This is a genomic window from Acinetobacter seifertii, assembly GCF_016064815.1.
Lineage (GTDB): Bacteria > Pseudomonadota > Gammaproteobacteria > Pseudomonadales > Moraxellaceae > Acinetobacter > Acinetobacter seifertii.
In genome coordinates this window covers 70,140-96,185 of record NZ_CP065820.1, presented here as the reverse complement: position 1 = coordinate 96,185, position 26,046 = coordinate 70,140, and the positions used below count along the sequence as shown (strand labels likewise).

21 protein-coding genes and 1 pseudogene are annotated in these 26,046 nt (G+C 39.3%); 7 read left to right on the top strand and 15 right to left on the bottom strand.

The window, feature by feature from the left end:
• Positions 1-268 precede the first annotated feature (268 nt).
• The gene (locus I8T81_RS00435) at positions 269-766 is read left to right on the top strand and encodes a hypothetical protein (RefSeq protein WP_077168815.1); all 498 of its coding nucleotides are present in this window, start codon (positions 269-271) and stop codon (positions 764-766) included.
• Between the two features lie 128 nt (positions 767-894).
• Here I8T81_RS00435 and I8T81_RS00430 read toward each other — a convergent pair.
• Positions 895-1,126 (bottom strand): annotated as a pseudogene (locus I8T81_RS00430) (hypothetical protein).
• Positions 1,127-2,120: 994 nt separating this feature from the next.
• On the opposite strand from I8T81_RS00430, the gene I8T81_RS00425 reads away from it, so the two are divergent.
• Positions 2,121-3,326, top strand: coding sequence for a hypothetical protein (locus I8T81_RS00425; RefSeq protein ID WP_198071887.1), 1,206 nt, complete (start codon positions 2,121-2,123; stop codon positions 3,324-3,326).
• Between the two features lie 55 nt (positions 3,327-3,381).
• Here the strand turns inward: I8T81_RS00425 and murI are convergent, their stop codons facing one another.
• The 10 genes from murI to hutC all read right to left on the bottom strand — a co-directional run bounded on the left by murI (position 3,382) and on the right by hutC (position 15,567).
• Positions 3,382-4,182: a glutamate racemase gene (murI, locus tag I8T81_RS00420; protein WP_198071886.1), complete on the bottom strand. Its 801-nt coding sequence runs from the start codon at positions 4,180-4,182 to the stop codon at positions 3,382-3,384.
• 23 nt (positions 4,183-4,205) lie between these two features.
• Positions 4,206-4,844, bottom strand: coding sequence for an HAD family hydrolase (locus I8T81_RS00415; protein WP_134262675.1), 639 nt, complete (start codon positions 4,842-4,844; stop codon positions 4,206-4,208).
• Between the two features lie 99 nt (positions 4,845-4,943).
• Positions 4,944-6,770 (bottom strand): DUF885 domain-containing protein, encoded by a 1,827-nt coding sequence (locus tag I8T81_RS00410; protein WP_198071885.1) that lies wholly within the window; start codon positions 6,768-6,770, stop codon positions 4,944-4,946.
• 253 nt (positions 6,771-7,023) lie between these two features.
• Positions 7,024-7,944 (bottom strand): formimidoylglutamase, encoded by a 921-nt coding sequence (gene hutG, locus I8T81_RS00405; protein WP_198071884.1) that lies wholly within the window; start codon positions 7,942-7,944, stop codon positions 7,024-7,026.
• A gap of 10 nt (positions 7,945-7,954) precedes the next feature.
• Positions 7,955-9,160, bottom strand: coding sequence for an imidazolonepropionase (gene hutI / locus I8T81_RS00400; RefSeq protein WP_198071883.1), 1,206 nt, complete (start codon positions 9,158-9,160; stop codon positions 7,955-7,957).
• Positions 9,161-9,211: 51 nt separating this feature from the next.
• Complete coding sequence (locus I8T81_RS00395) at positions 9,212-10,624, bottom strand: amino acid permease (RefSeq protein WP_198071882.1); 1,413 nt, start codon at positions 10,622-10,624, stop codon at positions 9,212-9,214.
• A gap of 64 nt (positions 10,625-10,688) precedes the next feature.
• Positions 10,689-12,227: a histidine ammonia-lyase gene (hutH, locus tag I8T81_RS00390; protein WP_004833497.1), complete on the bottom strand. Its 1,539-nt coding sequence runs from the start codon at positions 12,225-12,227 to the stop codon at positions 10,689-10,691.
• An 87-nt stretch (positions 12,228-12,314) separates the two neighbouring features.
• The gene (hutU, locus tag I8T81_RS00385; RefSeq protein ID WP_002054061.1) at positions 12,315-13,991 is read right to left on the bottom strand and encodes a urocanate hydratase; all 1,677 of its coding nucleotides are present in this window, start codon (positions 13,989-13,991) and stop codon (positions 12,315-12,317) included.
• Between the two features lie 251 nt (positions 13,992-14,242).
• Positions 14,243-14,818, bottom strand: coding sequence for a HutD/Ves family protein (locus I8T81_RS00380; protein ID WP_198071881.1), 576 nt, complete (start codon positions 14,816-14,818; stop codon positions 14,243-14,245).
• On the bottom strand, positions 14,815-15,567 hold the full coding sequence (gene hutC / locus I8T81_RS00375) for a histidine utilization repressor (protein ID WP_005300446.1): 753 nt from the start codon (positions 15,565-15,567) through the stop codon (positions 14,815-14,817). Before hutC ends, I8T81_RS00380 begins: the two co-directional genes overlap by 4 nt.
• Before the next feature lie 354 nt (positions 15,568-15,921).
• Between hutC and I8T81_RS00370 the strand changes: the two genes are divergently transcribed.
• Positions 15,922-17,034: an acyltransferase family protein gene (locus tag I8T81_RS00370; RefSeq protein WP_198071880.1), complete on the top strand. Its 1,113-nt coding sequence runs from the start codon at positions 15,922-15,924 to the stop codon at positions 17,032-17,034.
• 33 nt (positions 17,035-17,067) lie between these two features.
• Here I8T81_RS00370 and zigA read toward each other — a convergent pair whose 3' ends face one another.
• The 3 genes from zigA to I8T81_RS00355 all read right to left on the bottom strand — a co-directional run bounded on the left by zigA (position 17,068) and on the right by I8T81_RS00355 (position 20,709).
• Positions 17,068-18,333, bottom strand: coding sequence for a zinc metallochaperone GTPase ZigA (gene zigA / locus I8T81_RS00365; protein WP_198071879.1), 1,266 nt, complete (start codon positions 18,331-18,333; stop codon positions 17,068-17,070).
• A gap of 148 nt (positions 18,334-18,481) precedes the next feature.
• Entirely contained in the window at positions 18,482-19,162 is a 681-nt protein-coding gene (zrlA, locus tag I8T81_RS00360) for a D-Ala-D-Ala carboxypeptidase ZrlA (protein ID WP_100191943.1), read from the bottom strand.
• Between the two features lie 158 nt (positions 19,163-19,320).
• On the bottom strand, positions 19,321-20,709 hold the full coding sequence (locus I8T81_RS00355) for an amino acid permease (RefSeq protein ID WP_019458593.1): 1,389 nt from the start codon (positions 20,707-20,709) through the stop codon (positions 19,321-19,323).
• 357 nt (positions 20,710-21,066) lie between these two features.
• On the opposite strand from I8T81_RS00355, the gene fahA reads away from it, so the two are divergent.
• The 4 genes from fahA to I8T81_RS00335 all read left to right on the top strand — a co-directional run bounded on the left by fahA (position 21,067) and on the right by I8T81_RS00335 (position 24,633).
• On the top strand, positions 21,067-22,374 hold the full coding sequence (gene fahA, locus I8T81_RS00350) for a fumarylacetoacetase (RefSeq protein ID WP_198071878.1): 1,308 nt from the start codon (positions 21,067-21,069) through the stop codon (positions 22,372-22,374).
• The gene (gene maiA / locus I8T81_RS00345) at positions 22,361-22,993 is read left to right on the top strand and encodes a maleylacetoacetate isomerase (RefSeq protein ID WP_039254011.1); all 633 of its coding nucleotides are present in this window, start codon (positions 22,361-22,363) and stop codon (positions 22,991-22,993) included. The genes fahA and maiA overlap by 14 nt, the downstream gene beginning before the upstream one ends.
• A gap of 16 nt (positions 22,994-23,009) precedes the next feature.
• On the top strand, positions 23,010-23,558 hold the full coding sequence (locus tag I8T81_RS00340; protein WP_004704758.1) for a VOC family protein: 549 nt from the start codon (positions 23,010-23,012) through the stop codon (positions 23,556-23,558).
• Between the two features lie 295 nt (positions 23,559-23,853).
• Positions 23,854-24,633, top strand: coding sequence for an IclR family transcriptional regulator (locus I8T81_RS00335; protein WP_039254009.1), 780 nt, complete (start codon positions 23,854-23,856; stop codon positions 24,631-24,633).
• A gap of 65 nt (positions 24,634-24,698) precedes the next feature.
• On the opposite strand, the gene hppD is transcribed toward I8T81_RS00335, so the two are convergent.
• Complete coding sequence (gene hppD, locus I8T81_RS00330) at positions 24,699-25,754, bottom strand: 4-hydroxyphenylpyruvate dioxygenase (RefSeq protein WP_198071877.1); 1,056 nt, start codon at positions 25,752-25,754, stop codon at positions 24,699-24,701.
• Between the last annotated feature and the right edge of the window lie 292 nt (positions 25,755-26,046).

The following is a 26,046-nucleotide window of genomic DNA, read 5'->3' as shown; positions in this document are numbered from 1 at the left end:
CAAAATGGAAGGCCGCGGTATACTTTGCAAGCTGCCCAAAAGAGGTGTACCTATAATTTTGAAAGACATGTTTACAATTGGAGTTTTAATGAAACAGATGTGCTTGATGGCATAGTTATTTAGGAAAAAATTTAAGAAATATAGAAACAAGAATAGATGGAGTATTTGCGAGTAAAGATAAATATGTTTACATGCAAAGAGGATTTGATTTTTCATTTTTTAATAAAGTTTACTACCCTGCATGCACTCCAGCACCAAGAGCAAAATAATGAAACGTATTGCATTAGTTATTATTGGATTATGTGTTATATACGTTATTTATCAATTATATAGTGCAAATACTTCTTGTTACTTAAAGGGTTCCATTTGTACTTCGGAGTTCAAATATTCAAATTCTGTTGAACGTTCCTTATATATAAATAATAAAGAAATCTCTTCTGATCAAAAGCAATCATGGATAAATAATCACCATATTTATCCAAAAGGTGAAAATGGATATTGGAATTATTGTAAGGAATATTCAAAAAGCTCTATTGTTTGCTCATTTCAATATCTTGTGAATATTAGTAAATGTAAAGACTTAAGTGTAGATAAATACCCAATTGATAATTGGAGATTAAGGTTTTATAAAATATCGATGCTTGATAGGGAAAAGCTTACTTATACATTGGAGTTGTATGAGGGAAAAAAAGATTCTTGGATGCAAAGCCAATTGATCAATACTGATCAAGAAGTATTATGTGATTCTGAAGTTAAACCTTATTAATTGATAAAAAAGCAAAAATTGAAGAAAAGGTTAGGAAACACTCCCCTAGGCCCCCTATGCCACAACGGACTTTTACTTTTGCGCTGATTTAAAGTTTGAGACATCATTGCGACACAGAGATAAAGGAGCTAAGCGAACTTAGCCCATTTGAGTTTTATCGCAGCGTTGAATGCTGCTAAACAAGTTAGGGGCAAAGTCCTGTGGGAGAACAGGACTTTGCAAACTGGTGTGTTTTAAACGTTGTACGGTTTGAGGTGAACAAATTCTTTTAAATTCCTGCTGAGCATTAACATCATCATTTGTAATACTGTAAGCACCGACCTCAAGGTTTAAAACTAATATAAATTTATGAAGTTTCATATTATTCTCATAATCATTTATAAATTTAAATAAAATAAAAATATGATTCGAATAAATATTAAAATAATTTTTTCAAATAATAATTAATCCTCCCACAAACACAGGAAAATAAAATAATTAAAATTTTAAAATAGCAATAATTTATAAATTTAAAAAATCAGGTCGCAAAAACCCAAATTTTAAATAAATAAAATAATTAAATAACAGAGAAAACGAGTTTAAATAATGGCATGGCCAACTCCTTAAAAATGGAGTTCTACCACCAAATCACCGCGAATTAATTTAGGGTGGTAGAACGAAAGAGGGTTGACAGACTGGTCTAGCGATCAGCACGCGCGTACGCGTCCCCCTTCCGCCCTACCATAGAGAAAAAGGGGGCACAAAGGTTCCACAAGGGAAATACTAAGGAAGTATAACCCATACGCTAGACTCGGTCTGTCAAAACCGGCTGGCAATGTAGGCCAGCAACGAGATAATAATCGGTGATTTTAATTACGTCAATTTATTTTAATGAAAAAGTTTAAATATAATTATTTTATTCATATTTAAATAATATTGTCCTCCTTATTATATTTATGGCTTTTAATTAAATTTAAAATATAAACTTGGGTTATATATATTTAGTTAATAAAATAGATTAATCCTAATTTAATAGTTTATATAAATACAGCTAACATGAAGACGATTTAAGTATAAAAACAACTTATAGAACGCCCCTACTCCATAAGTCGATAAGCGAGCACTTCTAGTATCTTTTCCAAAACTTATTTCTCTATCGCTCTATTGAATTTATAAAGCTCTAAAGCATAGTCTATGCCTTTTATTAAGACACTCTAATAAATATAAATAAATCAGCATGTTATGTACAAAAATCAACAAAAACACTTGTCTTTTTACATGAAAAATCATGATATAAATCACGCTTCGAAATTTGCCTAATAACTATAAATTTCGACTATTACAAAAACTTTCTAATTATAAGGAGCGACTTATCATGGCTAATGGCTTTCCAGGTGGAAACTTTAGAATCGTTAACAAAGAAACAGGTGCATGTATCGCAAGCGCATACGGTGGACAAACCCATGGCTTACAAGATGCTGTAAGTTCACTTGGAGAAACGGGTAAGATAGCTTACTCGCATACAAACGACCGACTATTTACGGTACATGACAAAGTTAAAAACATAGACGAAGAGCTTTGGTATTTTGACAGTCGCGAATATCGGAGTGGACGTGAGAATAAGCTATATAACAAAGTTAAAGATATTCGTTCAAATTGGGTACTCGGTGCTTACGTTAAAACAAAAGTGATTGGATTTAAACTTAAAGACCACGACTTAGAACATTTTATTAGTCTTTTACCACAGCAAGATGAACAAACACTAGCTCATTTAAGAACCAATGATGGTCTGGATATTATTCGCTTATTAGAAACATTCATTGATATTAACGGCGAAGAAACCATTAAATCGGAACTCATTGGCAAACCTGATGAGCCTAAGCTAAATGATCTTTTAAATCCAGTTCTCGCTCATAAGTCAATTCGTAGCATTGAGCAAAAGTTCTATAAACTTGCTTCCGCTCCTTGGCTAGGTTTAAATATTCCTGATTTTAAAGGTATTTCTGAACTTGATGAACAACTCTATAAAATCATTCTTGCCTCTGTGCAGTTAGATGTCTTGGATCAAAAAGATTGGCAATCAGATTCAGTGTTCCGATTGTATTTACGCCATTACAATATTAATGAGCTTCTAGAAAAAATTAAAAAAGAGCAACTTGGGGAACTCCAAGAAAAAGTATGGACAGAGCTTCAAGATGTCGAAGACCCTCAAAAAGAAGCCGTAAAAATTATTCTAGAGCTTAGAAAAACTCTAGATTTACATACTGATGAGAAAAATATGGATACGGCAAAAAAGATTTTGCAGACATGTTTAAAGTCAAATGAATCTTTTGAACAACTGCAAACAGCATTAAAAAGTACAAAAGATAAAGAAAAGCAAGCAGTTCATTGGCATAGTGGCGATATTTTCTTACAAGGCGCTGGCCGTCAGTACCAAACTAGTTGGGCATTTGAAGATGGTTATATCTTTGTAGAAGGCCAACCAGATGCGGTATTGACTCATCTTTGGGATTCACATGCAACGATCAGTCAACGCTCTACTAATGATCCGAGACAGCGCTGGGAACTTAAAAGAGCTTAATTTGAGCTAGAACATAAGATGGTAAGAGAAAACTCTCTTACCATCCTTATAAAATTTATATTGCGATATCTTTTACTGGTAAATGTTTACCTAACAAAGAAAAAGTAACGTCCGCAACTTCCAACGGGTCTGAACTGGTCCAAATAATATGATTCCCCTCATTTGGACTTTCAGAACTTAACTTATATTGATTGAGCTGACGAATTAATTGCGCTGTTACAGCTTCCGAAGGCTCAATAATTTGAATATCACCACCTACAATTTCCTGAATCGTGTCTGAAACAAATGGATAATGTGTACATCCTAAAATAATCGTATCGATTTTTTGTTTGACCAACGGTGCCAAAATATTTTTTAAATAATCTTTAACCTCCGCGGTATGTGCTTTGCCCGTTTCAATTTTTTCAGCCAAACCAATACACGGCACCAAAGACACCTTAATATCTTGCGCATACGTTTCAATTAAACTTTTTAAGTTTTTGCCCTTCACCGTGGTGGCAGTTGCCAAAACAGCAATATGCTTGCTCACGGTCATTGCCACAGCAGGTTTTACCGCTGGTTCTATCGCAATAAGCGGTACATTAATTTGCGCTCTAATCGTTTCAACTGCTACGGCCGTCATGGTGTTACAAGCAATCACGATCGCTTTGCATTTACCCTGAGCAACTAAGTTTGAAATTAAATGCGTAGTCCGTGACACAATCCAGTCGCTTTCTCTGTCTCCATAAGGGACATATTTCGAGTCGGCGAAATAGATAATGTCTTCATTTGGAAGAGCCTGCCGAATATGCTTAAAGAGAGACAGCCCGCCTAAACCAGAGTCAATCATTCCAATCGGATTGTTATTATTATTCATGGTTTATCCTGCATTTCATATATTTAGAAAAATTCTTTCATGGTTGCTAAGTCTTTTAGCACGACTTTGGGCTGAATGGTTTTTAATTTTTCAGCCGATGTATATCCCCAACCTACCGCAGCAAAATCAATACCTGCTTTATGTGCAGCTTCGCCATCCGTGGTTTGGTCGCCGACATAAATGGCATGGTTCTTACTTACGTCCAAAATGTTGAGAACACGCTTTATTCGCTTCGCTTTGCCAAATATAGACGAGCCGCCATCAATATGGCTAAAAAGCTCACAGAGTTCTTCACCCAGTACATTTTGACAGTTTTCTTTAGAGTTAGAGGTAATAATTGCGAGCGTATATCCCTGCTTATGCAGTTCAATTAGGTGGTCACGCATACCTTCAAACAAATGAATTTCTTCATCTCTTTCTTTCATTAACCGAATAAAGTCTTTCGCAATCCAAGGCAGTTTCCACCGAGAAACATTCATCTCTTTCATAATTTCTCTAGGCGTAAGTTGTTTGTAGTACTCAACTTCGTGAAGGCTTACCGTTTTAAACTTATACTTTGCGGAAAGTTGATTTAAAACGTTTAGAAAAAAATGAAAGGAGTCGACTAAAGTGCCATCTAAATCAAAAATAATCGCTTGATATTGTTTTAAGGTTTTTTCCATTTCTAATTTCAAAAGTATATTTTTCATTATTATATTATGTTTTTTATATCTTTTTAAATCAGGCCCAACGAGGACCTGACCTAAATTTCGGATTTTATTTTAAGCTGCCGCTTTTTGTTCTTTTATCCAATTTTTAATACGGGCATCGAGTATATTTAAAGGCAGTGTGCCTGCATTTAAGATCATGTCATGGAACGCTTTGATATCAAAACGATCTCCAAGCTCCTGTTTCGCAAGCTCCCGTAGCTCTAAAATTTTGAGTTGGCCCATTTTGTATGCCAATGCTTGGGCAGGAATAGCAATATAGCGGTCTGCCTCTGCTTGAATATCAGGTTCATCTAAAGCTGAGTGTTCGCGCATAAAATCAATCATTTGCTGACGGGTCCATTTTTTATAATGCACACCAGTGTCCACCACTAAACGACAAGCACGGAACAACTCACTCGAGAGTCGTCCATAGTCTGAAAGTGGATCTTTATAGAAACCAACGTCTTTACCCAGTTGCTCTGCATAAAGCGCCCATCCTTCTATATAGGCAGTATGATTCGGCTGCTTTCGGAACATCGGCAAATTTGGCAAGTTTTGGGCAATATCAATCTGCATATGGTGGCCGGGAATTGCCTCATGGTAAGCAGTCGCTTCCATGGATATTTTGGAACGTTCAGAGAAGTCTCCAGTATTCACATATACTTGTCCGGGGCGTGAACCATCAGGTGTCCCTTGGTGATACTCCGCACCTGCCGCTTCTTTTTCTCGATATTGCTCTACAGGTAAAACTTCGACTTTATTTTTGGGTAATAAGCCAAATAGTTTCGGCAGCTCTGGTTGCATTTGAGCAATATACCCGCGATAAATCTCTAAAATTTCTTCACGAGATTTTGGGAAAACAGCGGGATTTGTTTTTAAAGATTGTTGGAAACTTTTTAAGTCATTGAAACCTTGTGCTTTAGCAATTTTCAGCATTTCCGCTTCTATACGGGCAACTTCTTTCAATCCGAGCTGATGAATATTTTCAGGGCTCTCTAGTGTGGTCGTATTATTTTCTACATAAAAACGATAAAGCTCGTCACCGTTTGGCAAGCTCCATATACCCTCATGTTGTCGTCCATGAGGTAAGTAATCTTTCTGAATAAACGTTCCAAGTTTTTGATAAGCAGGCCGAACATTTTGATCTATGGCCTGTAGGATTTCACGGCTTAAACGTTCTTGTTCTGCTTTCGAAATATTTTTTGGAAATTGCTTTAATGGAGAAGCAAATACACTGTCTTTCCCTGCTGGAGCTGCAATGCTATTAATTTGCTTTGCCACCTTTTCAATTAAATACTTAGGTGGCATCAAGCCATCTTTTTGTCCTTGTTTCGCTAACTGAATACCTTGATCAAGAATAAGAGGGATTTGTTTTAAACGAGCAATATAGTCTTGGTATTGCTTAGTATTATCAAAGGGAATCGAGCTAATAAATCCCGGAAATTGTAAATGCAGCCCCCACATTTGATTAAAAGGCATCTCATACAATTTCAAATCATAACTTTTAAGTGTCTCTTTTAACTGATAAATCATTAAATCTTTATTTAATTGATCTGTTGCTGAAAATCCTGTGCTATCGATTGCTTCAAAACGTTTTAAAAAATTTTGAGTACTTTTTTTATCTTTCTCGATCTCATTTTTTGAAAATTCGGTCCATCGATCGTTGTAACGTAAATCTCCTAAACCCGTTGCAGTTTCGGGGTTATTTTTCAAAGTATATTCCCATTGTTCTTGTAAAAGCTGATTTAAAGCTTTCACCCGAACAGAGACATTACTGTTTTGTTCAGCTTGTGATTTTTCGGTGGTATTTGTATTTATTTCGGGGGGTGTAGCATTAGACGAATGAGACATCCAAAATAAAGCACTGATACAAGCAAAATGTAAGGTTCTGTTTTTCATTTAATTATCCAAACATATTTAACGAAGTTTAAAATATAGACAAAACAAATTACGTGCCAAGCAGCCTATAAAATAGTGTAAAAATCGAGTATTTTTTTAACTCAATGATTTTATAAATTAATTTTCTTTTTAATTAAATTATTTATAGTTGCTATCTATATTCCATATTTGACTTTAATTTACCAGAAAGTCAAAAAAAGCGCACATGAGCGATCTCAGTGCACTTTTTCATTTCTACATTAAAAACTTTTTCTTAAGAAAACAAATATTGATAAACAATATAGGCAGCCAGTTTTGCTGTTCGATTGTCCAAATCAAATTTTGGATTGCACTCGGCAATATCTAAAAGTTTGATTTTGCCCGTCTCTTGAATATGCTTAAAAATTGCTTCAAAAGTGGCTAAATCAATTCCTTTTACGGCTGGCGCACTGACCCCCGGTGCAACCGCAGCCGTGAAGACATCTAAATCAATCGTAACGTACAAACAGTCTACTTTTGCAATAAAAGCATCTACCGCTGCAAGCACGTTTGGTAGGTTAAAAATATTAACCTCATGATCGCGTAAATATGAACAATTTAAAGCATCGGCTGTATCAAACAAAACTTTAGTATTGGCATGGTTGGCAACCCCAATACATAAATAATTAAATTGTTTTTGATGCTGTTCTGAAAGCCTTGCTGCTTGTAAAAAAGGTGTTCCAGAGGTGGCATGCTCTGCTTCACGCAGATCAAAATGGGCATCAAAATTAATAATGCCTATTTTTTTATCTGGCGCGTGGACTTGTACATATTGGAACAGACCACTAAAGCTACCAAATGCAACTTCATGCCCACCGCCCAACACAATCGGCTTTAAACCATTTTGCAGGCTATTGGCGACTTGTTCTGCCAACTCGCTTTGTGCTTGCTCTAAATTCTCATATTCGCAAGTCACTGTACCCAAATCGACCAGACTCACTGGGCAATGAATCGGTAAGTTAGCCAGTTGTGTACGAATCGCATCTGGCGCATCGGCAGCACCAACTCGGCCTTTGTTACGTTTCACGCCTTCATCAGAGCTAAAGCCAATCAGGGCAAACTCGGCATGTTGGGTTTTATTCATAATATGGTGGATACGTTGATGTGCTTCACCATCGCCATCATGACGGCCTTGCCATTTAAATGTGTGATTCATATGCCACCGTCTAAAAAATAACTTCTTGTCCATGCTGAACGACTCGCTTAGGCAAATCGCCGCCCAGCCAGTAAACAATTTCAGATGGATGTTCAATATCCCAAGCCACAAAGTCAGCGACTTTACCCTGCTCTAAACTGCCGTGCGTTTGCTCTAAACCGAGTGCTTGTGCCGCATAAATGGTGACACCCGCTAATGCTTGCTCAGGCGTTAAGCGGAATAACGTACTGCCCATATTCAGCATTAAACGTAAAGAAAGTGCCGGAGATGTACCCGGATTTAAATCACTCGACAGTGCAATACGCACGCCATGCTTAATCAGGCTTTCAATTGGTGGGTATTGTGTTTCACGTAATAGGTAAAAGGCACCCGGCAATAACACAGCAACCGTACCCGACTCTGCCATAGCTTTGACATCATCTTCGGTCATGTACTCTAAATGGTCAGCCGACAATGCATGATAACGTGCTGCCAAGCTTGAACCACCTAGCGATGAAAGCTGTTCAGCATGAAGCTTAACGGGTAGACCCAATGATTGTGCTGTTTTAAAAACACGTTCAACCTGAGCGGGTGAAAATGCCAAATGCTCACAGAACGCATCTACTGCATCGACTAAACCTTCAGCGTGCAGTTTCGGCAGCATTTCTGTACAGATATGCTCAATATAAGCATCGCTTTGATCTTTGTACTCTGGTGGTAAAGCATGAGCAGCCAAACAGGTGCTTTTGACCGTCATTGGTAAAGCTTCACCAATTTGACGGATTACACGCAGCATTTTGCGCTCGTTTTCGTAGTTAAGTCCATAGCCAGACTTAATTTCGATGGTCGTTACACCGTCTTGCTGCATGCAGCGAATACGCTTAAGGGCTGATTTCAGTAATTGTTCTTCGCTGGCTTCTCGCGTTGCGCGTACTGTACTTGCAATACCGCCACCGCTTGCAGCAATTTCAGCATAACTTACGCCTTGTAAGCGCTTTTCAAACTCAACACTACGGTTGCCACCAAAAACACTATGCGTATGACAGTCGATGAAACCTGGGGTCACCCAAGCACCATTTAAGGCAACTGTTTCGGAGTAAGAGTCGGCAGGAAGTTGTTGTTTTTTTCCAATCCAATGGATGAGATGCCCTTCGGTAACAATTGCAGCATCTTCGATATAAGAATATTGCCCATTTTGCATGGTGGCAATATGGCAGTTCTGCCAAAGTTTTTTCATTAGCCTATCCTCGAAACTGCCCAACAGTAAAACCATTGGGCAGTTGATTTGTTAGCTTTCCATTTCTATGTTTTGCTGGACAGGCTTACTTTCCTTTCCCAAGCTTTGCTCCGGCTTTACCCAAATGCGATATGCAATGGTTAACAGAGCAAGCCAAGCCGCACCTACATAAATTGCAGGACGCGAGTCTGGGAAGTAGCCCATCATCACTAAAATGAACACCATAAACCCGATTGCAAAAGCAGGTGCATATGGCCAGCCGAATACAGGGAAATCCAGTGCCTTAATTTCAGCAGTAGATAATTTACGGCGCATCGCCACTTGCGAAAGCAAGATCATGAGCCATACCCAAACTGTTGCAAACGTTGCAATTGATGCAATGATGACAAATACATTTTCAGGAATCAGGTAGTTCAGTACCACACCAATTAACAGCACGCCAGCCATAACCACAACAGTCATCCAAGGCACACCATTACGTGAAAGTTTCTTGAACACTTGCGGTGCTTGACCACGATTTGCCATACCGTACAACATACGGCCTGCACCAAATACATCACTGTTAATTGCTGAAATTGCAGCGGTTACCACTACAACGTTTAAAATATTTGCAGCAGATTTAATGCCTAAGTTTTCAAAAATTTGTACAAACGGGCTACCTTGGCTACCAATCTGGTTCCATGGGAAAATCGACATCAGTACAAAAATAGTCAGTACATAGAACAGTAAAATACGGACTGGAACAGCATTAATTGCTTTTGGTAAGGTGGTTTTCGGGTCTTGTGACTCACCTGCGGTTAAACCAATGATTTCGATACCGCCAAAGGCAAATACAACTACAGATAAACATGCCACTAAACCTGCAATACCATGCGGCATGAAACCATCATAAATCCATAGGTTTTGAAGCCCCGGTACAACATTGCTGTGATCAACATGGAAGCCATAAAACATAAGGCCTAAACCACCGATAATCATGGCAACAATAGCACTGACTTTGACAATTGAAAGCCAAAATTCGAGTTCACCAAAGACTTTTACATGAATCAGGTTAATTGCGCCTAGGAACATAATGAGAGACAAAATCCAGATCCACCGCGGTACATCGGGATACCAGAACCCCATATAAATACCAAACGCAGTGACATCGGCAATTGCAACAATCACCATCTCAAAAACATAGGTCCAACCTGTGGTAAAACCTGCTAACGGACCAATGTACTGAGATGCATAGTGGCTGAATGAGCCAGAGACAGGGTTATGGACAGCCATTTCACCCAGTGCGCGCATAACGATATAAATTGCAATCCCTGCAACCATATACGCAAGTAATACTGAAGGCCCTGCCATTTTGATGGCAGTTGCCGAACCATAGAAAAGCCCAGTTCCAATTGCTGAGCCCAATGCCAAGAAACGAATATGGCGGGTGTTTAAACCCCGCTGTAGTGTGGAGTTTTGTGACATTTTAATCTCCAATCCTTGAGGAAATTTAGTTGGATTCGGCCACTCCATGTGACCGTTTTATCAATCACACTTCAGATAAACTAGGGAGCAGTTTTGGAATGAGTAACTTGTTTAGGCAACCACTCGCAAGCAATTCGCTAGCTTGTTCGATATCCGGAGCAAAGAAACGATCTTCGCTGTAGTAAGGAACTTGATCGCGCAAGATTTTACGAGCTTGTTCAAGTTTAGGCGAGCTTTTTAAACCTTCACGGAAGTCTAAACCCTGACAAGCGCCTAACCATTCAACAGCTAAAATGCCACGAACGTTGTCAGCCATGTACCAAAGACGCTTGCCGGCATTCGGAGCCATCGATACGTGGTCTTCCTGATTGGCAGAAGTTGGTAAACTATCAACACTTGCAGGATGTGCTAATGCCTTATTATCGCTCGCAAGTGCAGCAGCTGTCACTTGTGCAATCATAAAGCCTGAGTTAACACCGCCATTTGCAACCAAGAATGGTGGAAGTTGTGACATGTGGCGGTCCATCATCATAGAAATACGACGTTCTGACAGTGAGCCAATTTCAGCGATCGCCAATGCTAAATTATCTGCCGCCATTGCAACAGGTTCTGCATGGAAGTTACCACCAGAAATCACGTCACCTTGTTCAGCAAAAACAAGCGGGTTATCCGATACAGCATTTGCTTCAATTTCTAATACTTCAGCAGCCTGACGGATTTGCGTCAAACATGCACCCATCACCTGTGGTTGGCAACGTAAAGAGTACGGGTCTTGAACTTTGCTACAGTCTTCATGTGAATGTGCAATTTCACTTGAGTCTGTTAAAAGGTCACGATAAGCCGCAGCTACATCAATTTGACCACGTTGGCCGCGTACTTCGTGAATACGCGCATCGAATGGTGCCCGTGAACCCAACATTGCTTCAACGCTTAAGCCACCACAAACCGTTGCAGCAGCAAACAAGTCTTCAGCTTCAAACAAGCCACGTAATGCATAAGCAGTTGACACTTGTGTACCATTTAAAAGTGCCAAACCTTCTTTAGCAGCTAAAGAAATCGGTTCTAAACCTGCAACTTTTAAAGCTTCAACTGCTGGTAACCATTCACCCTTATAACGCGCCTTACCTTCACCAAGTAACACTAAAGACATGTGTGCAAGTGGTGCCAAGTCACCTGAAGCACCTACTGAACCTTTCAGTGGAATGTGCGGATAAACTTCGGCATTAATTAAAGCCAACAAAGCATCAATTACTTTACGACGAATACCAGAGAAACCACGCGCCAAGCTATTTGCTTTCAATAGAATAATTAAACGAACCATTGCATCATCAAGTGCTTCACCTACACCTGCTGCATGCGAAAGAACCAATGAACGTTGTAACTTTTCTAAATCTTCAGGAGCGATTTTGGTTGACGCGAGTAAGCCAAAGCCTGTGTTAATACCGTAAGCTGTACGCCCTTCATTTACAATTTTCTCAACGCAAGCCACACTTGCATTAATTGCAGATGAAGCACTTTCATCCAATTTCACTTTGATCGGGTTGAGGTACGCTTGACGTAAATCGGCTAAGGTCAATTTTCCCGGTTGGATAAGTAATTCCATGTTGGCTTCCTAATTTTTTGCACTATATTCTGCTGAGACGGTGCTTTTCACAATTGCAAAAAGCACCGCTAGTTCTTCCATGTATTTTTATTGCGTGATCATTGGCAAGTGTAAGCCTTGCTCTTTCGCACAGTTAATCGCAATTTCATAACCTGCATCGGCATGACGCATAACACCTGTTGCAGGGTCATTGGTCAGTACGCGAGCAATACGTGCAGCAGCTTCATCTGTACCATCACACACAATTACAACGCCTGAGTGTTGAGAGAAGCCCATACCTACACCACCACCGTGATGTAAAGACACCCAAGTTGCGCCGCCTGCTGTATTTAACAACGCATTTAATAGAGGCCAGTCTGATACTGCGTCTGAGCCGTCTTGCATTGCTTCAGTTTCACGGTTTGGACTTGCAACCGAACCTGAGTCTAAATGGTCACGACCAATCACAACTGGTGCAGACAATTCACCGCTACGAACCATTTCGTTAAATGCCAAACCAAGTTTTGCACGTAAACCTAAGCCTACCCAGCAAATACGCGCTGGTAAGCCTTGGAAGCTAATACGTTCACGAGCCATGTCTAACCAGTGATGTAAATGCTCATCATCAGGAATTAATTCTTTAACTTTGGCATCTGTTTTATAAATGTCTTCTGGGTCACCAGAAAGTGCTGCCCAACGGAATGGACCAATACCACGGCAGAACAATGGACGAATGTATGCAGGTACGAAGCCTGGGAAATCAAAAGCGTTTGCTACGCCTTCATCTTTCGCCATTTGACGGATGTTATTACCATAGTCAAATGTTGGAACACCCATTTTTTGGAAATCAAGCATTGCTTGTACGTGTTTTGCCATCGACTGTTTTGCAGCTTTTACCACAGCTTCTGGTTCAGTTTTCGCACGTTCACGGTATTCATCCCAAGTCCAACCTACTGGTAAGTAGCCATTAAGTGGATCGTGTGCACTTGTTTGGTCTGTCACCATGTCTGGACGTACACCACGGCGAACAAGCTCAGGTAAAATTTCAGCAGCGTTACCATGAAGCGCAATTGAAATTGCTTTGCCTTCTTTTGTATAGCGGTCAATACGCGCTAAAGCGTCGTCTAAGTCAGTTGCTTGTTCGTCTACATAACGGGTACGTAAACGGAAATCGATACTTGCCTGTTGGCATTCAATGTTTAAAGAACATGCACCTGCAAGTGTTGCAGCTAGAGGCTGAGCACCACCCATACCACCTAAACCAGCAGTAAGCACCCAACGACCTTTTAAGTCACCGTTGTAGTGTTGGCGGCCTGCTTCAACGAAAGTTTCATAAGTACCTTGTACAATGCCTTGGCTACCAATGTAGATCCATGAACCTGCTGTCATTTGACCGTACATTGCAAGTGCTTTTGCGTCTAACTCGTTGAAGTGTTCCCAGTTTGCCCAGTGCGGTACAAGGTTTGAGTTTGCAATTAAAACGCGTGGTGCATCTTTATGAGTTTTAAACACACCTACTGGTTTGCCTGATTGAACCAATAAAGTTTCGTCAGTTTCAAGATTTTTTAACGTATCTACAATTTTGTCGAAACATTCCCAGTTTCGTGCTGCACGACCAATACCACCGTATACAACTAACTCTTTCGGGTTTTCTGCAACGTCCGGATCAAGGTTATTCATCAACATACGTAATGGGGCTTCAGTTAACCAACTCTTAGCCGTTAATTCAGTGCCGCGTGGTGCACGAATTTCTACATCACGAAATTTTGTTGTCGTTGTTGTCACAGTCGGACTCCTTCCTTTGAGCTTACATCAGCAGAACATCACTTGTTTCTGCATTTGTATAGTAATGTATTAACTTGTATATACATCTATATACTACACAAATATTTTTCGGCGTGAAGAGGGTGACTCATATTTTTTTAAAAAAATTAAATAAGCTTATGAATTAAATTAATTTATTTTTATATTGGGCATAAAAAAAGCACATATTTTTTAAATCGACATGTGCTTTTTAAGTCGTAAATGATGTCTTTTTATCGTTGAATTAACTCAATGACATAGCAGCTTTTGAGTTGTTTTTTGGGAAAACTGATTGATGTCACGCCAGCGTTTTTCCCAATTTTTAGCGTCCCGTGAGCAGCAAGCTGAACGGAATGATCATCCACATTTACTTGTGTTTCACCACCCTGATTAAAAATAAAAATCAGATCTGCCGAGCTAATAAATACCTGCTCCGCTGCATCATTCAACCACTGAAAACGGGCATGAAACTTTGCAGGGTCATAAATTAAATTTAAATCTCGAATTGCCCCGTCTACCAACTCACTTTGAACCTGACTCTCTCCATGAAAAGCAAAAATATCGCCTTGGTTCAGCGTTTTGGCAGGAAGGTCATCGACATGCAACACCATGCCCTGTCCATCAAGTACGCTAATAATGCGCTGCTTATTGGGAAATAGCGAAAATGGCCCAGAAGTGGTCACATCTGCCATCGAAATGCGCCACTCAAAGTCGCCTTCACCTTGGCTTCGCGCAATTTCTAAAGTAAAGCCTGCACCATTTTTCCAAAGCATTTTTGTATATTGATCGGCCCTGATCAATTTAATCATGGGTTAAATTTCCCTTCGAGATAATAGCGACTACCCGGATAAATCAAACGCGCACTTGAAATGAGTTGTTTGTTTGACCATGTACGGCGACGGATCAGTAAACAAGGCTCAGCTTTAGTAATTTTCAACCACTTACACTCTTGCGGAGATGCTAAAACTGCCTCGACAATGTGCTCACCTTCTGAGACAGGAGCTTTTGCCATGAGGTAAGCATTTGGGGTAATGGTTTTAAAATCTTGTTGTAGATAATCTGGTATCAGTGCTGCATCGACTAAACGATCTTCGACCTGAACAGGGACATCATTTTCATAATGCACAATAATCGAGTGAAATAATCTTTGCCCTTCACGAGTCTGCATTAACACGCTTTGCTCTGCATTTGCATAAATTTGTTCTAAGACTAAAACTTCAGCGTGGTGCTTATGGTTTCGTGCAATAATCTCATCGGCAATATTATTAATCTGAAAAAGTGCAGTTCGGCCTTGCCCTTCCGCAACGAAAGAACCAACGCCCTGAATTCGAACGAGTAAACCCTCGGTCGTTAACTCACGAAGCGCACGGTTGACCGTCATGCGGCTACAGCCGAGTTGATTAACCAGTTCACTTTCCGAAGGAATTTTTTTATTTACAGCCCAAGTACCTTCATAAATTTTTTGTGAAATCAGTTGTTTTACGCGTTGATATAAAGGAACTGGACTATCAGCTTCAATCGAAAGCTCAGTATGTTCTTGTTTTGATGTTCTGGGCATAACTAATTACTCAAAAAAGGCAGCAGGCAAAAATGTATTTTAGTTGACATGCTATGTATATACAACCACATACAACATGTTAATTTATGAATTAAATAGATTTTAAAAAGTTTAAAAAACAAACATATCTCAATAAGAGCTAATTTAAAGTTTTATGTAGAAAAATTCAAATATATAAATGCTTTATAAATATTTATTTAATAATTATTTCTGCTATGCCTTAGCTCAATTCAAAGAAGCAAAAAAGTAGTCTTTTTTGGTTTACGAAATGCTGCTTAAAATTTTTATTTAAAATCACTGATCGATAGTATTCTTCTGCCACACAGTATATTAATAAAGCTGGAAGCACATCGAATGCGTAATTATAAAATAGATATTCTGCGTGGAATGTCTATCCTGTTGGTTCTTTTACATCATTTTAATATTCCTTATAAACTTAAAGATACATGGTTAGGTTTTGATTTTTTAGGTGAAGCATTTAGTACTGTCATCGCAAGAAATGGAAATTATGGCGTCACCATGTTTTTTGTGATTTCGGGTTTTTTAATTACCCATCACACGTTAAAACGAGACAAACAGTTTTCTGCAATTAACCTCAAGCATTTTTATATCCGACGGGCAGCACGTATTTTACCGTGTCTGATATTACTCATTTTAGGGGTCAGCATACTTGGTTCATTTGACTTAAAACCCTTCATGAACCAAGCCCCCAATGGCATTGAGGTTTCCTATCCCTTAACCATATTTGCAGCTCTAACCTTCTGGATGAATATCCTGATTATTAAATTTGGTTGGGTAAACTATGCTTTGGGTGTGTTGTGGTCACTCTCTGTAGAAGAAGTTTTCTACTTTGTTTTTCCATTATTGTGCCTGTTCACACGTAGTAATAAGGTCTTTATTGCTGTACTTGTTGGAGTGATTTTATATGGGCCTTATTTTAGGTCCCTGCATTTTGGGGAAGAAAGCGGCGCCTATTTATATCATTATTTTTCAAGTTTTGATGGTATAGCAATTGGCTGTTTAACGGCGATATTTTCTCATACCTACCGACCAAACTGGACTTATAAAAAGCCTTTTTCTTGGTTGCTTATTTTGAGCATGGTCGCTCTTTATTTATATGCACCAATTAAAGAAGTGAGTACTTGGGGTATTAGCTTATTTGCTCTTGCCACAGGCTTACTGATTTTGTGTTTTCAACATCCTTCCGAAACGCAAGCGCATAACCTCTTTACAAAAATCATGGTTTGGTTGGGGCAAAGAAGTTATGAAACTTATTTGTTTCATCTAGTTGTGCTGGGTCTTATGAAAGTTGCTTTTGTTCCGGCTCAAACCGACTCTAGCATCAAAATTATGCTTTTAATTGGCTATCTGGTTCTGACCTTTATTATCAGCGCAGCGATTGAAAAATATTATTCCACACCGCTTAACAGCTACATTCGAAAGATTTTCATTAAAGACAAATCATAAAAAAAAGCCCCTTTAAAATAGGGGCTTTTTTAATTAAGCGATCAACATGGTTTCATCTTCTTGTTTAAAAGGGTTCGACCAGTTCTGCCAAGCTTGTGGTCCTAAAGCCATTTCCTCATCACTTAATAAACAACGGTCTAAGCGTTCTATTAAGGCTTGCTCATCCATTTGCATACCAATTAAAACCAGTTCCTGACGCGCATCACCTGTACGAGCGTCCCAATTTTTCTTAATTTGCTCAATGCTGGCGAGGTCACTCGGCCAATCTTCTTCTGAAACAGCAGCCCACCAATAACCTGCTAGGCCATGTCGAGCCATTGCACCCGCTTGCGACCATGAATAAGCTAAGGTAGGGTCAGCAGCCAACCAGAAAAAACCTTTAGAACGCACGACTCCTGGCCATTCTGACTGAACCAAATCATAAAAACGCTCTGGATGGAAAGGTCGGCGGGCACGGTAAACAAAGCTACTGATGCCATACTCTTCAGTCTCTGGCGTATGCTCGCCACGTAACTCTTTTAACCAGCCCGGCGCTTGTGCGGCTTCATCAAAGTCAAATAAATATGTATCTAAGATTTTATCTAAAGCGATCTTTCCAAATTGAGCAATTTCAATTCGGGCACGCGGGTTTAACGTTTTTAAAATTGCGATGAGCTGGTCTTGCTGCGCCTGATTAATCAGGTCAATTTTATTCAGCACAATCACATCACAAAACTCGATCTGATCGATAAGAAGGTCAACTACAGTTCGCTCATCTTGCTCGCCTAAGAACTCACCACGTTGTTGCAGAGAGTCGACTGAACTGTAATCTTTAAGAAAGTTAAAAGCATCGACTACCGTGACCATAGTATCGAGTCGAGCAAACTCATTGAGTGAGTTTCCATCTTCATCTTCAAAGGTAAATGTTTCTGCTACTGGTAATGGTTCTGAAATACCTGTCGACTCAATCACCAATTGGTCAAAGCGTCCTTCATTGGCTAAACGTCTCACCTCAACCAGTAAATCTTCTCGTAGCGTGCAGCAGATACAGCCATTGCTCATTTCAACCAGTTTTTCATCTGTCCTTGAAAGCTCTGCCCCACCTTCGCGTACTAAAGCCGCATCAATATTTACCTCAGACATATCATTAACAATCACAGCAATACGGCGACCTTCACGATTATTTAAAATATGGTTGAGTAATGTGGTCTTTCCTGCACCCAAAAAGCCCGATAAAACAGTGACTGGAAGCTTGGCAAATGAGTTGGCGATTGCAGTGTGCATGGCTTGATCTCTTCGAATAATATTTAAACTGATCATGGCTGGCCATTGAAATATGGCCAGATCACAGGCGTAATCTATTTCTAAACCACAACAATGTTATGTTATAACATAACTATTGATCAAGTTTTTATTCTGCTTTTATTCAAACCAACTCATTTAGTCTTTGAAAGAATTGCTTTTATAGTCACTGACAAATCGAGGTTCTATAGTGATGGTCAGGTCCCCATGATCGGAAGCCTTGGCTATCAATATGAATTTGTCCCGAAGCATAAACACCTAGACCCATATTAAGAGCTTGTCCCTTGGTTTCCCAGAACTGACAAAGTTTAGTTTTGGTTTGCTGAATATTGAATTGGTCTAAGTCGCTAGGCTGTTCTGGTCCAATTCGAAAATCAAGCGCTGCATTAAAGACATGTCGAGAAGCATCTGCACCACCTGCACAGCGGTTTAAAGATAAAGCTCGATAGGCTGATGTCACTTCAAAATCGTTAATCACGCCCTCGTCAACCAATGCTTTTAAAATGCTAAGCGTAGGAACGATGTTGGACCAAATCTCTCTCGGTGGCACCGCATAAGGCTCGACTCCACATTTTTGCCAGTCTCGAGCTGAACGTAATAACTCATAATCTGGCACTAAATTGGCAAGTCCTTTCTGCTTCAGAAATTGCTTATAAGCCTGCACAGACTGCGCGTGATCTGCGGTTGCGATCCAAACAATATAATCTTCGGGTTGTTGTTTTATTCTTACCACTGTTTTAGATGGCTGAGGCAAAGAGTGAGGATGCTTAGAAACCGTTGGCTTAGGTGTTTGAGTCGTACACGCGGTAAGAGAAAGTAAGATTAAACCTAAATAGGAATATTTCATAAATATGTTGTTCCTCCCTCAACATCGGGAAGCCTTAGTTATTCATTCAACAGATGTTATAATATAACAATTATAAAGTCCTTTAATTTCTGTTGTAAATTTTAAAAATAAAAAAGGACGTATTAATACGTCCTTTTTAGTTTCTAACTAAGACCCGATTACATATCTGCCTCTAAAGCATGTACAGGCTGCTCAGCTTTTAACTTACGGCGTTTAAATTGATAAGCCACCATTAAGCATAAAATCCATCCCGGAATCATCATCACAGCCACACGCATATCTGGCGTTAGCGACATGACAACTAAAATTCCAAGCATAAACACCATGCAGAGATAGTTGCTAAATGGATACATGAAGCTTGGGAATTTCGTAGTTTGACCTTGGCGCATCATGAATTTACGGAATTTTAAATGTGTCCATGAAATCACCACCCAGTTAATCACAATCGCTGCAACTACGAGCATCATGAGCAAACCAAATGCTTTTTCAGGGAAAATGTAATTTAACAACACACATAAAATAGTAACTGCCGCAGAAAGGATCACAGCATTGGTTGGAATACCGCGTTTATTAATACGTGCAAATACTTTTGGTGCATTTCCTTGCTGAGCAAGGCCTAACAACATACGGCTACTGCAATAGCTTGTACCGTTATAAACGGAAACCGCAGCAGTCAAAATCACGAAGTTGAGTAAAGTCGCAACGCCTTGGCTGTCTAAAGAAGCAAACACCATTACAAAAGGACTGCCGCCTTGTGCCATTTGATTCCAAGGGAATAATGAGAATAAAACAAGAAGCGTTGCAATATAGAAAATCAAAATACGATAGATAATCTGATTTACCGCTTTAGGTAAGGTTTTGTCTGGGTCACGTGCTTCAGCCGCAGTAATACCGAAAAGCTCGATACCGCCAAAAGCAAAAATAATGACTGCCATTGCCATCACCAAGCCTTCAACACCAAACGGGAAAAAACCGCCTAATGCCCAAAGGTTACTGATACTTGCTTGTGGCCCTGCTGTACCGGTTGCAAGTAAATACGAACCGAAAGCAATCATGGCTAAAATTGCTAAGATTTTAACAATGGAAAACCAAAATTCCATTTCGCCAAAAAACTTAACATGCAATAAATTAATACCATTAATGAGAATAAAGAACGTTAGCGCGGATGCCCACGTTGGGATTTGCGGCCACCAATATTGAATATACAGACCAATTGCACTTAACTCTGCCATACATACCAGTACGTTGAGTACCCAGTAGTTCCATCCTGACATGAAGCCTGCAAATGGTCCCCAATATTTGTAAGCAAAATGACTAAAAGAACCACTTACTGGCTCTTCGACCACCATTTCACCGAGCTGGCGCATCATTAAAAAAGCAATAAATCCTGCAATCGCATAACCCAAGATTACCGACGGACCTGCCAATTTAATCGATTGTGATATACCAAGAAACAGCCCTGTACCAATCGCTCCACCCAATGCAATCAGCTGGATGTGACGATTACTCAAACCGTGTTTCAGGTTTCCTTGCTCTTGTGTTGACATATGATTATTCTCATCCTTGTCACGTAATTTTTTTCCAATAAATTACGTATATCATAAATTGATCAGATTTTCATAGAGATTGATGAAAAAATAATTGCGTTACTTTTCTCATAACCGCGCATGAAAACAGAAAATGCAAGAAATAACAATTATTATGCAATGTGTAATTAAATTATGTATTGCGTAATTTTATGAATTCAGTATTATAAGAACCATGAAGCAATTGGTTGTGCTCGGTCTATATCAAACTCATAAGTAAAAAAATGATCTAACCAAGGTTAAAACTTATTGAGTAGCTCAGTCCCTAGACCGAACTTTTATTTGTATAAGACACGAGATGAAGACAAGGAAGCGAAAATGGAACAAAAACTAAACTCTTTTATTGAAGTTTCACCTCAATCTGATTTCACTATTCATAATTTGCCTTATGGTATTTTTAGTAGAACAACCGAAGGCGAGCGTCAGGTCGGTGTAGCTATTGGTGATTGGGTCATTGATCTCGCTGCTCTTGAAAAGCACGGTCTTTTAAAACTTTCAGATCAAGACACATACTTTAACCAGCCTACACTGAATAAATTTATTGAATCAGGCAAAGCCAACTGGTCTAAAGTTCGTAAAACATTACAGTCTCTTCTTTCAGTTGAAAATTTAACACTTCAAGAAAACCAAGCATTACGTCAGGAAGTTCTAGTTAAGCAAGACAGCGTAACTTTACATTTACCTGTTCGCGTACCTGGCTATACCGATTTTTATTCTTCTAAAGAACACGCGACCAATGTCGGCTGTATGTTCCGTGACCCTAAAAATGCCTTGCTTCCAAACTGGACCGAATTACCTGTAGGTTATAACGGTCGTGCTAGCTCTGTTGTAGTGAGCGGAACTCAAGTGGTACGCCCATCAGGTCAAATCAAACTTCCAAATGAAGAACGTCCAGTTTTTTCTGCAACGCGTAAACTCGATTTCGAACTTGAAACAGCATTTATTGTAGGAAAACCAACTCAGTTGGGGCAGCCTATCTCGATTGAAAATGCTTGGGACCATATTTTCGGAATGGTTCTGCTAAACGACTGGTCAGCACGTGATATCCAGCAATGGGAATACGTTCCTCTAGGTCCATTCAACTCAAAATCATTTGCTAGCGCTATTTCACCTTGGGTGGTAACGCTTGAAGCACTTGAACCATTTAAAGTTGAAGGCCCGAAACAAGAACCAAAACCACTCGCTTATTTACAAGAAAATATCGCCAACAGTTACGACATTAATTTGAGTGTTGAGATTCAAACACCAAAATCAGCACAAACTGATGTGATCTGTAAAACCAACTTCAAATATATGTATTGGTCTATGGCTCAGCAGCTGACTCACCACACCATTGGAGGCTGTAACGTTCAGGTTGGCGACTTGATGGGTTCAGGTACTATTTCTGGCTCCGCACCGGACTCTTATGGCAGCTTGCTTGAGCTCACTTGGAACACCACTAAACCATTAACACTTGCCAATGGTGAAACTCGTGGTTTCTTACAAGACGGCGATACGCTCATTATGAAAGGTCACTGTGAGAAAAATGGTATCCGTATTGGCTTTGGTGAAGTTCGAAACACTGTACTTCCTGCATTAGATTTTGATTTTGCAGAAACTTCGGAGCCTGACTATGAAGCTGTATAGTTACTTTCGTAGCTCTGCAGCTTACAGAGTACGGATTGGACTCAACCTTAAAAGTCTCGCTTATGAAACTGCACCAGTTCATTTGGTTAAAAATGAGCAGCAAAGTGAAGACTATTTAAAGTTAAATCGCAGTGCCTTAGTGCCAACTTTAGTGGACGGCGATTTAACCTTGTCACAGTCATTAAGTATTTTGGAATATCTAGATGAACAATATCCAGAAACCAAACTACTTCCAAATGATGTGAAAGAGAGAGCCAAAATCCGTGCTTTTGCACAAGCAATCGCTTGTGATATTCACCCCTTAAACAACTTACGCGTTCTGAAATATTTAAAAAATGACTTAAATGTCTCGGACGAACAAAAAAATTATTGGTATCAGCACTGGATTATTGAAGGCTTTCAAAGTCTCGAACAGCAACTTCAAGATTCAAACGGGCAATTTTGCTTTGGACAACAAGCAACGATTGCCGATTGCTGCCTGATTCCACAAGTCTACAACGCGAAACGCTTCAAGATAGATTTATCTGCGTTTCCAAAAATTGAATCAATTTATCAACATTGTTTGTCTATCCCAGCCTTCTATAACGCGGCACCAGAACAACAACCAGATTGGGAATAGTAAAAGGAGTTTCAACATGACATTTGCCATTAAAAAAATACATCACGTTGCATATCGTTGTAAGGATGCGAAAGAGACTGTTGAGTGGTATAAAAAAATGCTCAATATGGACTTTATCTTAGCTTTTGCTGAAGACCATGTTCCATCAACGAAAGCCTTTGATCCTTATATGCATTTATTCTTAGATGCTGGTCAAGGCAACGTTTTGGCATTTTTTGAATTACCAACTCAACCAGAAATGGGTCGAGACGAAAACACACCTCAATGGGTTCAACATATTGCTTTTGAAGTTGAAGACTTAAATGCTTTGATGGCTGCGAAGCAACATTTAGAAGAAAATGGCGTGAAAGTGTTGGGCGTGACGAACCATGGAATTTTCCACTCAATTTATTTCTTCGACCCAAATGGACACCGTTTAGAACTGACTTATAACGATGTTCATGCTGAAGAAAAAATTGCAAAAATTACTGAAGAAATGAAAGCTGAAATGTTAGATGAATGGAGCAAAACCAAACGCGCTCCCCACCACACTCATTTCTTACATGAAGAAGAGTTAGGAACCTAATTTTAAAACAGCAAACTAAAAAATCGGCATTGATTAGAATTGTTTGAATAAACGTTTCTATATCAATGCCGATTTATATTATTTAAAAACGCTAAATTTCTAGAAAATTGCGCTATAAATGAGAGCATAGTGATTTTAGAAAATTGTTGATTATTAAACATGCCAATTTCGCTAATAGAAAAAGGTGATTTCTATTTCTCGCGAGGCTCAGGCATGATGTAAATCGCAGCAATTTCAATTTATGTTTTGATCGTCACTGTTTAACAGCTGAAGTAAATTTATTAAGGGTATTTAAATGATTGAAGAAAAAGTATCTGGGGGGGTTCAATCACTTGAAGTCGGTTTATCTGTACTAAACGCCCTTTTGGAACACAATCAACCTATTATTCTCAAAGATCTATCTAGCAAGCTAGAAATGCATCCAGCTAAAGTACACCGCTATCTGGTTAGCCTTATTCGTATGGAATATGCAAAACAGCTTGATGATGGTCAATACGCCCTAGGCGATCAGGCATGGCGCTTAGGTTTAAACTGTGTTCAACATAGCGACACACTACAGCTCGTACAGCATTTAATTTACGACCTACAAAACAAAATTGGTTGCGGCATACAAATTAGTAAGTGGTCACCGAAAGGGCCTGTTGTGGTTCAGTCAATTGAGTCTAACCACCCTATTTCGATTGTCACTAAAGTCGGCTCGATTATGCCTTTAGTTAATTCTGCTGCGGGACGTTTATTTGCTTCTTATCTTCCAGAGCATTTTGTTCGTCCCTTAATGGAAGCCGAATGGCAAAAGCATCAGGAACTTGGGCTAAATATTGCCCCACAGAACTGGCAAGCATTTACAGAGCTTAAAGAAACCATTCGCCAGCAACAAATGTCAGCAGCGAAAGGTGATTTACTCACAGGTATTAACGCAGTAGGTCTACCAGTATTTAACTCAAACCAGAGCATTGAGTTTTGTATTGTGGCACTGGATAGTGAAATGTTTTTACCCGTCGACCCACAAAGTAAAATTATTGAAACGCTTAAAAATGAGATTAATTTAATTAATCAATATATTAAAAGCCGCTAATCAATAGCCATAAAAAAACCAAGAGCAATGCTCTTGGTTTTTTTAGATTAGAGACAAAGCAAAACTTATTTTGCTTCGAGAACGCCACGGCGAATTTGGTCACGTTCAATCGATTCAAACAGTGCCTTGAAGTTACCTTCACCAAAACCGTCGTCATCTTTACGTTGAATAAATTCGAAGAAAACTGGCCCAATCATATTTTGAGAGAAGATTTGCAATAAAAGCTTCTTCTGACCATCTTTAGTATTACCGTCAAGCAAAATACCGCGCTGCTGTAATTCACTAGTCGGTTCGCCATGCTCAGGTAAACGGTCTTCCAACATTTCATAATACGTGTTTGGCGGTGGAGTCATAAATTGCAGACCCAAGCCCTTTAACTTATCCCAAGTCGAAATTAAGTCATCACAAATAAACGCAATATGTTGAATACCTTCGCCATTAAAATCAGCTAAGAATTCTGCAATTTGACCGTTACCCTTGTCTGAGTCTTCATTTAAAGGAATACGGATCATGCCATCTGGAGCAGTTAACGCTTTAGATGTTAAACCTGTATATTCGCCTTTAATGTCGAAGTAACGAATTTCTTGGAAGTTAAAAATCTTCTCGTAGAAGTTTGCCCAGTACTCCATACGGCCTTTGTAGACGTTATGAGTTAAGTGGTCAATTTCTTTTAAACCAGCACCTTCTGGGTGACGCTGCGCATCATCAAAGAAAACAAAGTCATTTTCATAAATGTCACGGTCAACCAAGAAGATTGGCATGCCACCAATACCTTTAATTGCCGGAATGTTAAGCTCCATCGGCCCAATATTAGATTGCATTGGTTCTGCACCAAGCTCAACAGCCTTTTTAAAAGCTTTTGCCGCATCACGTGTTTTGAATCCCATTGCGCAAGCAGATGGGCCATGCTCATTGAAAAAGAATGAAGCATAAGATTCTGGCTGATAATTCAGGATAATATTGATATTTCCTTGACGCCATAAGTACACTTTTTTCGATTTATGCTTGGCTACTTTTGAAAAGCCGATGGTTTCAAAAATTGTATCTAATTCATTTTCTTTTGAAACAAACTCAATAAATGCAAAACCGCATAGTTCTAATGGGTTCTCTAAAATATCCATCTAGTTTCCCTCTGGTGATTACCTGATCCGTTTATTTCTGCTGATCTGGTCAGCTCCTTTCTCTATAGAATACGCATTTGCTGGGAGAGTGTTTGAACCGTCAAAATGCCTTAGCCCAACGCATCCTATGAGAAAAAAACCAATAATTAAAACGATGATTGAGTGAGCACGAAGCCGATGATTAATTTCCCTTCTATATGGTGTTTATTTTCCATACACACAGTCCTTTCTTATCTAAAAGTACGATTGAGATTTTTCAATAAACCTTTAAAAATCGCCTTTTCCTAAAGTC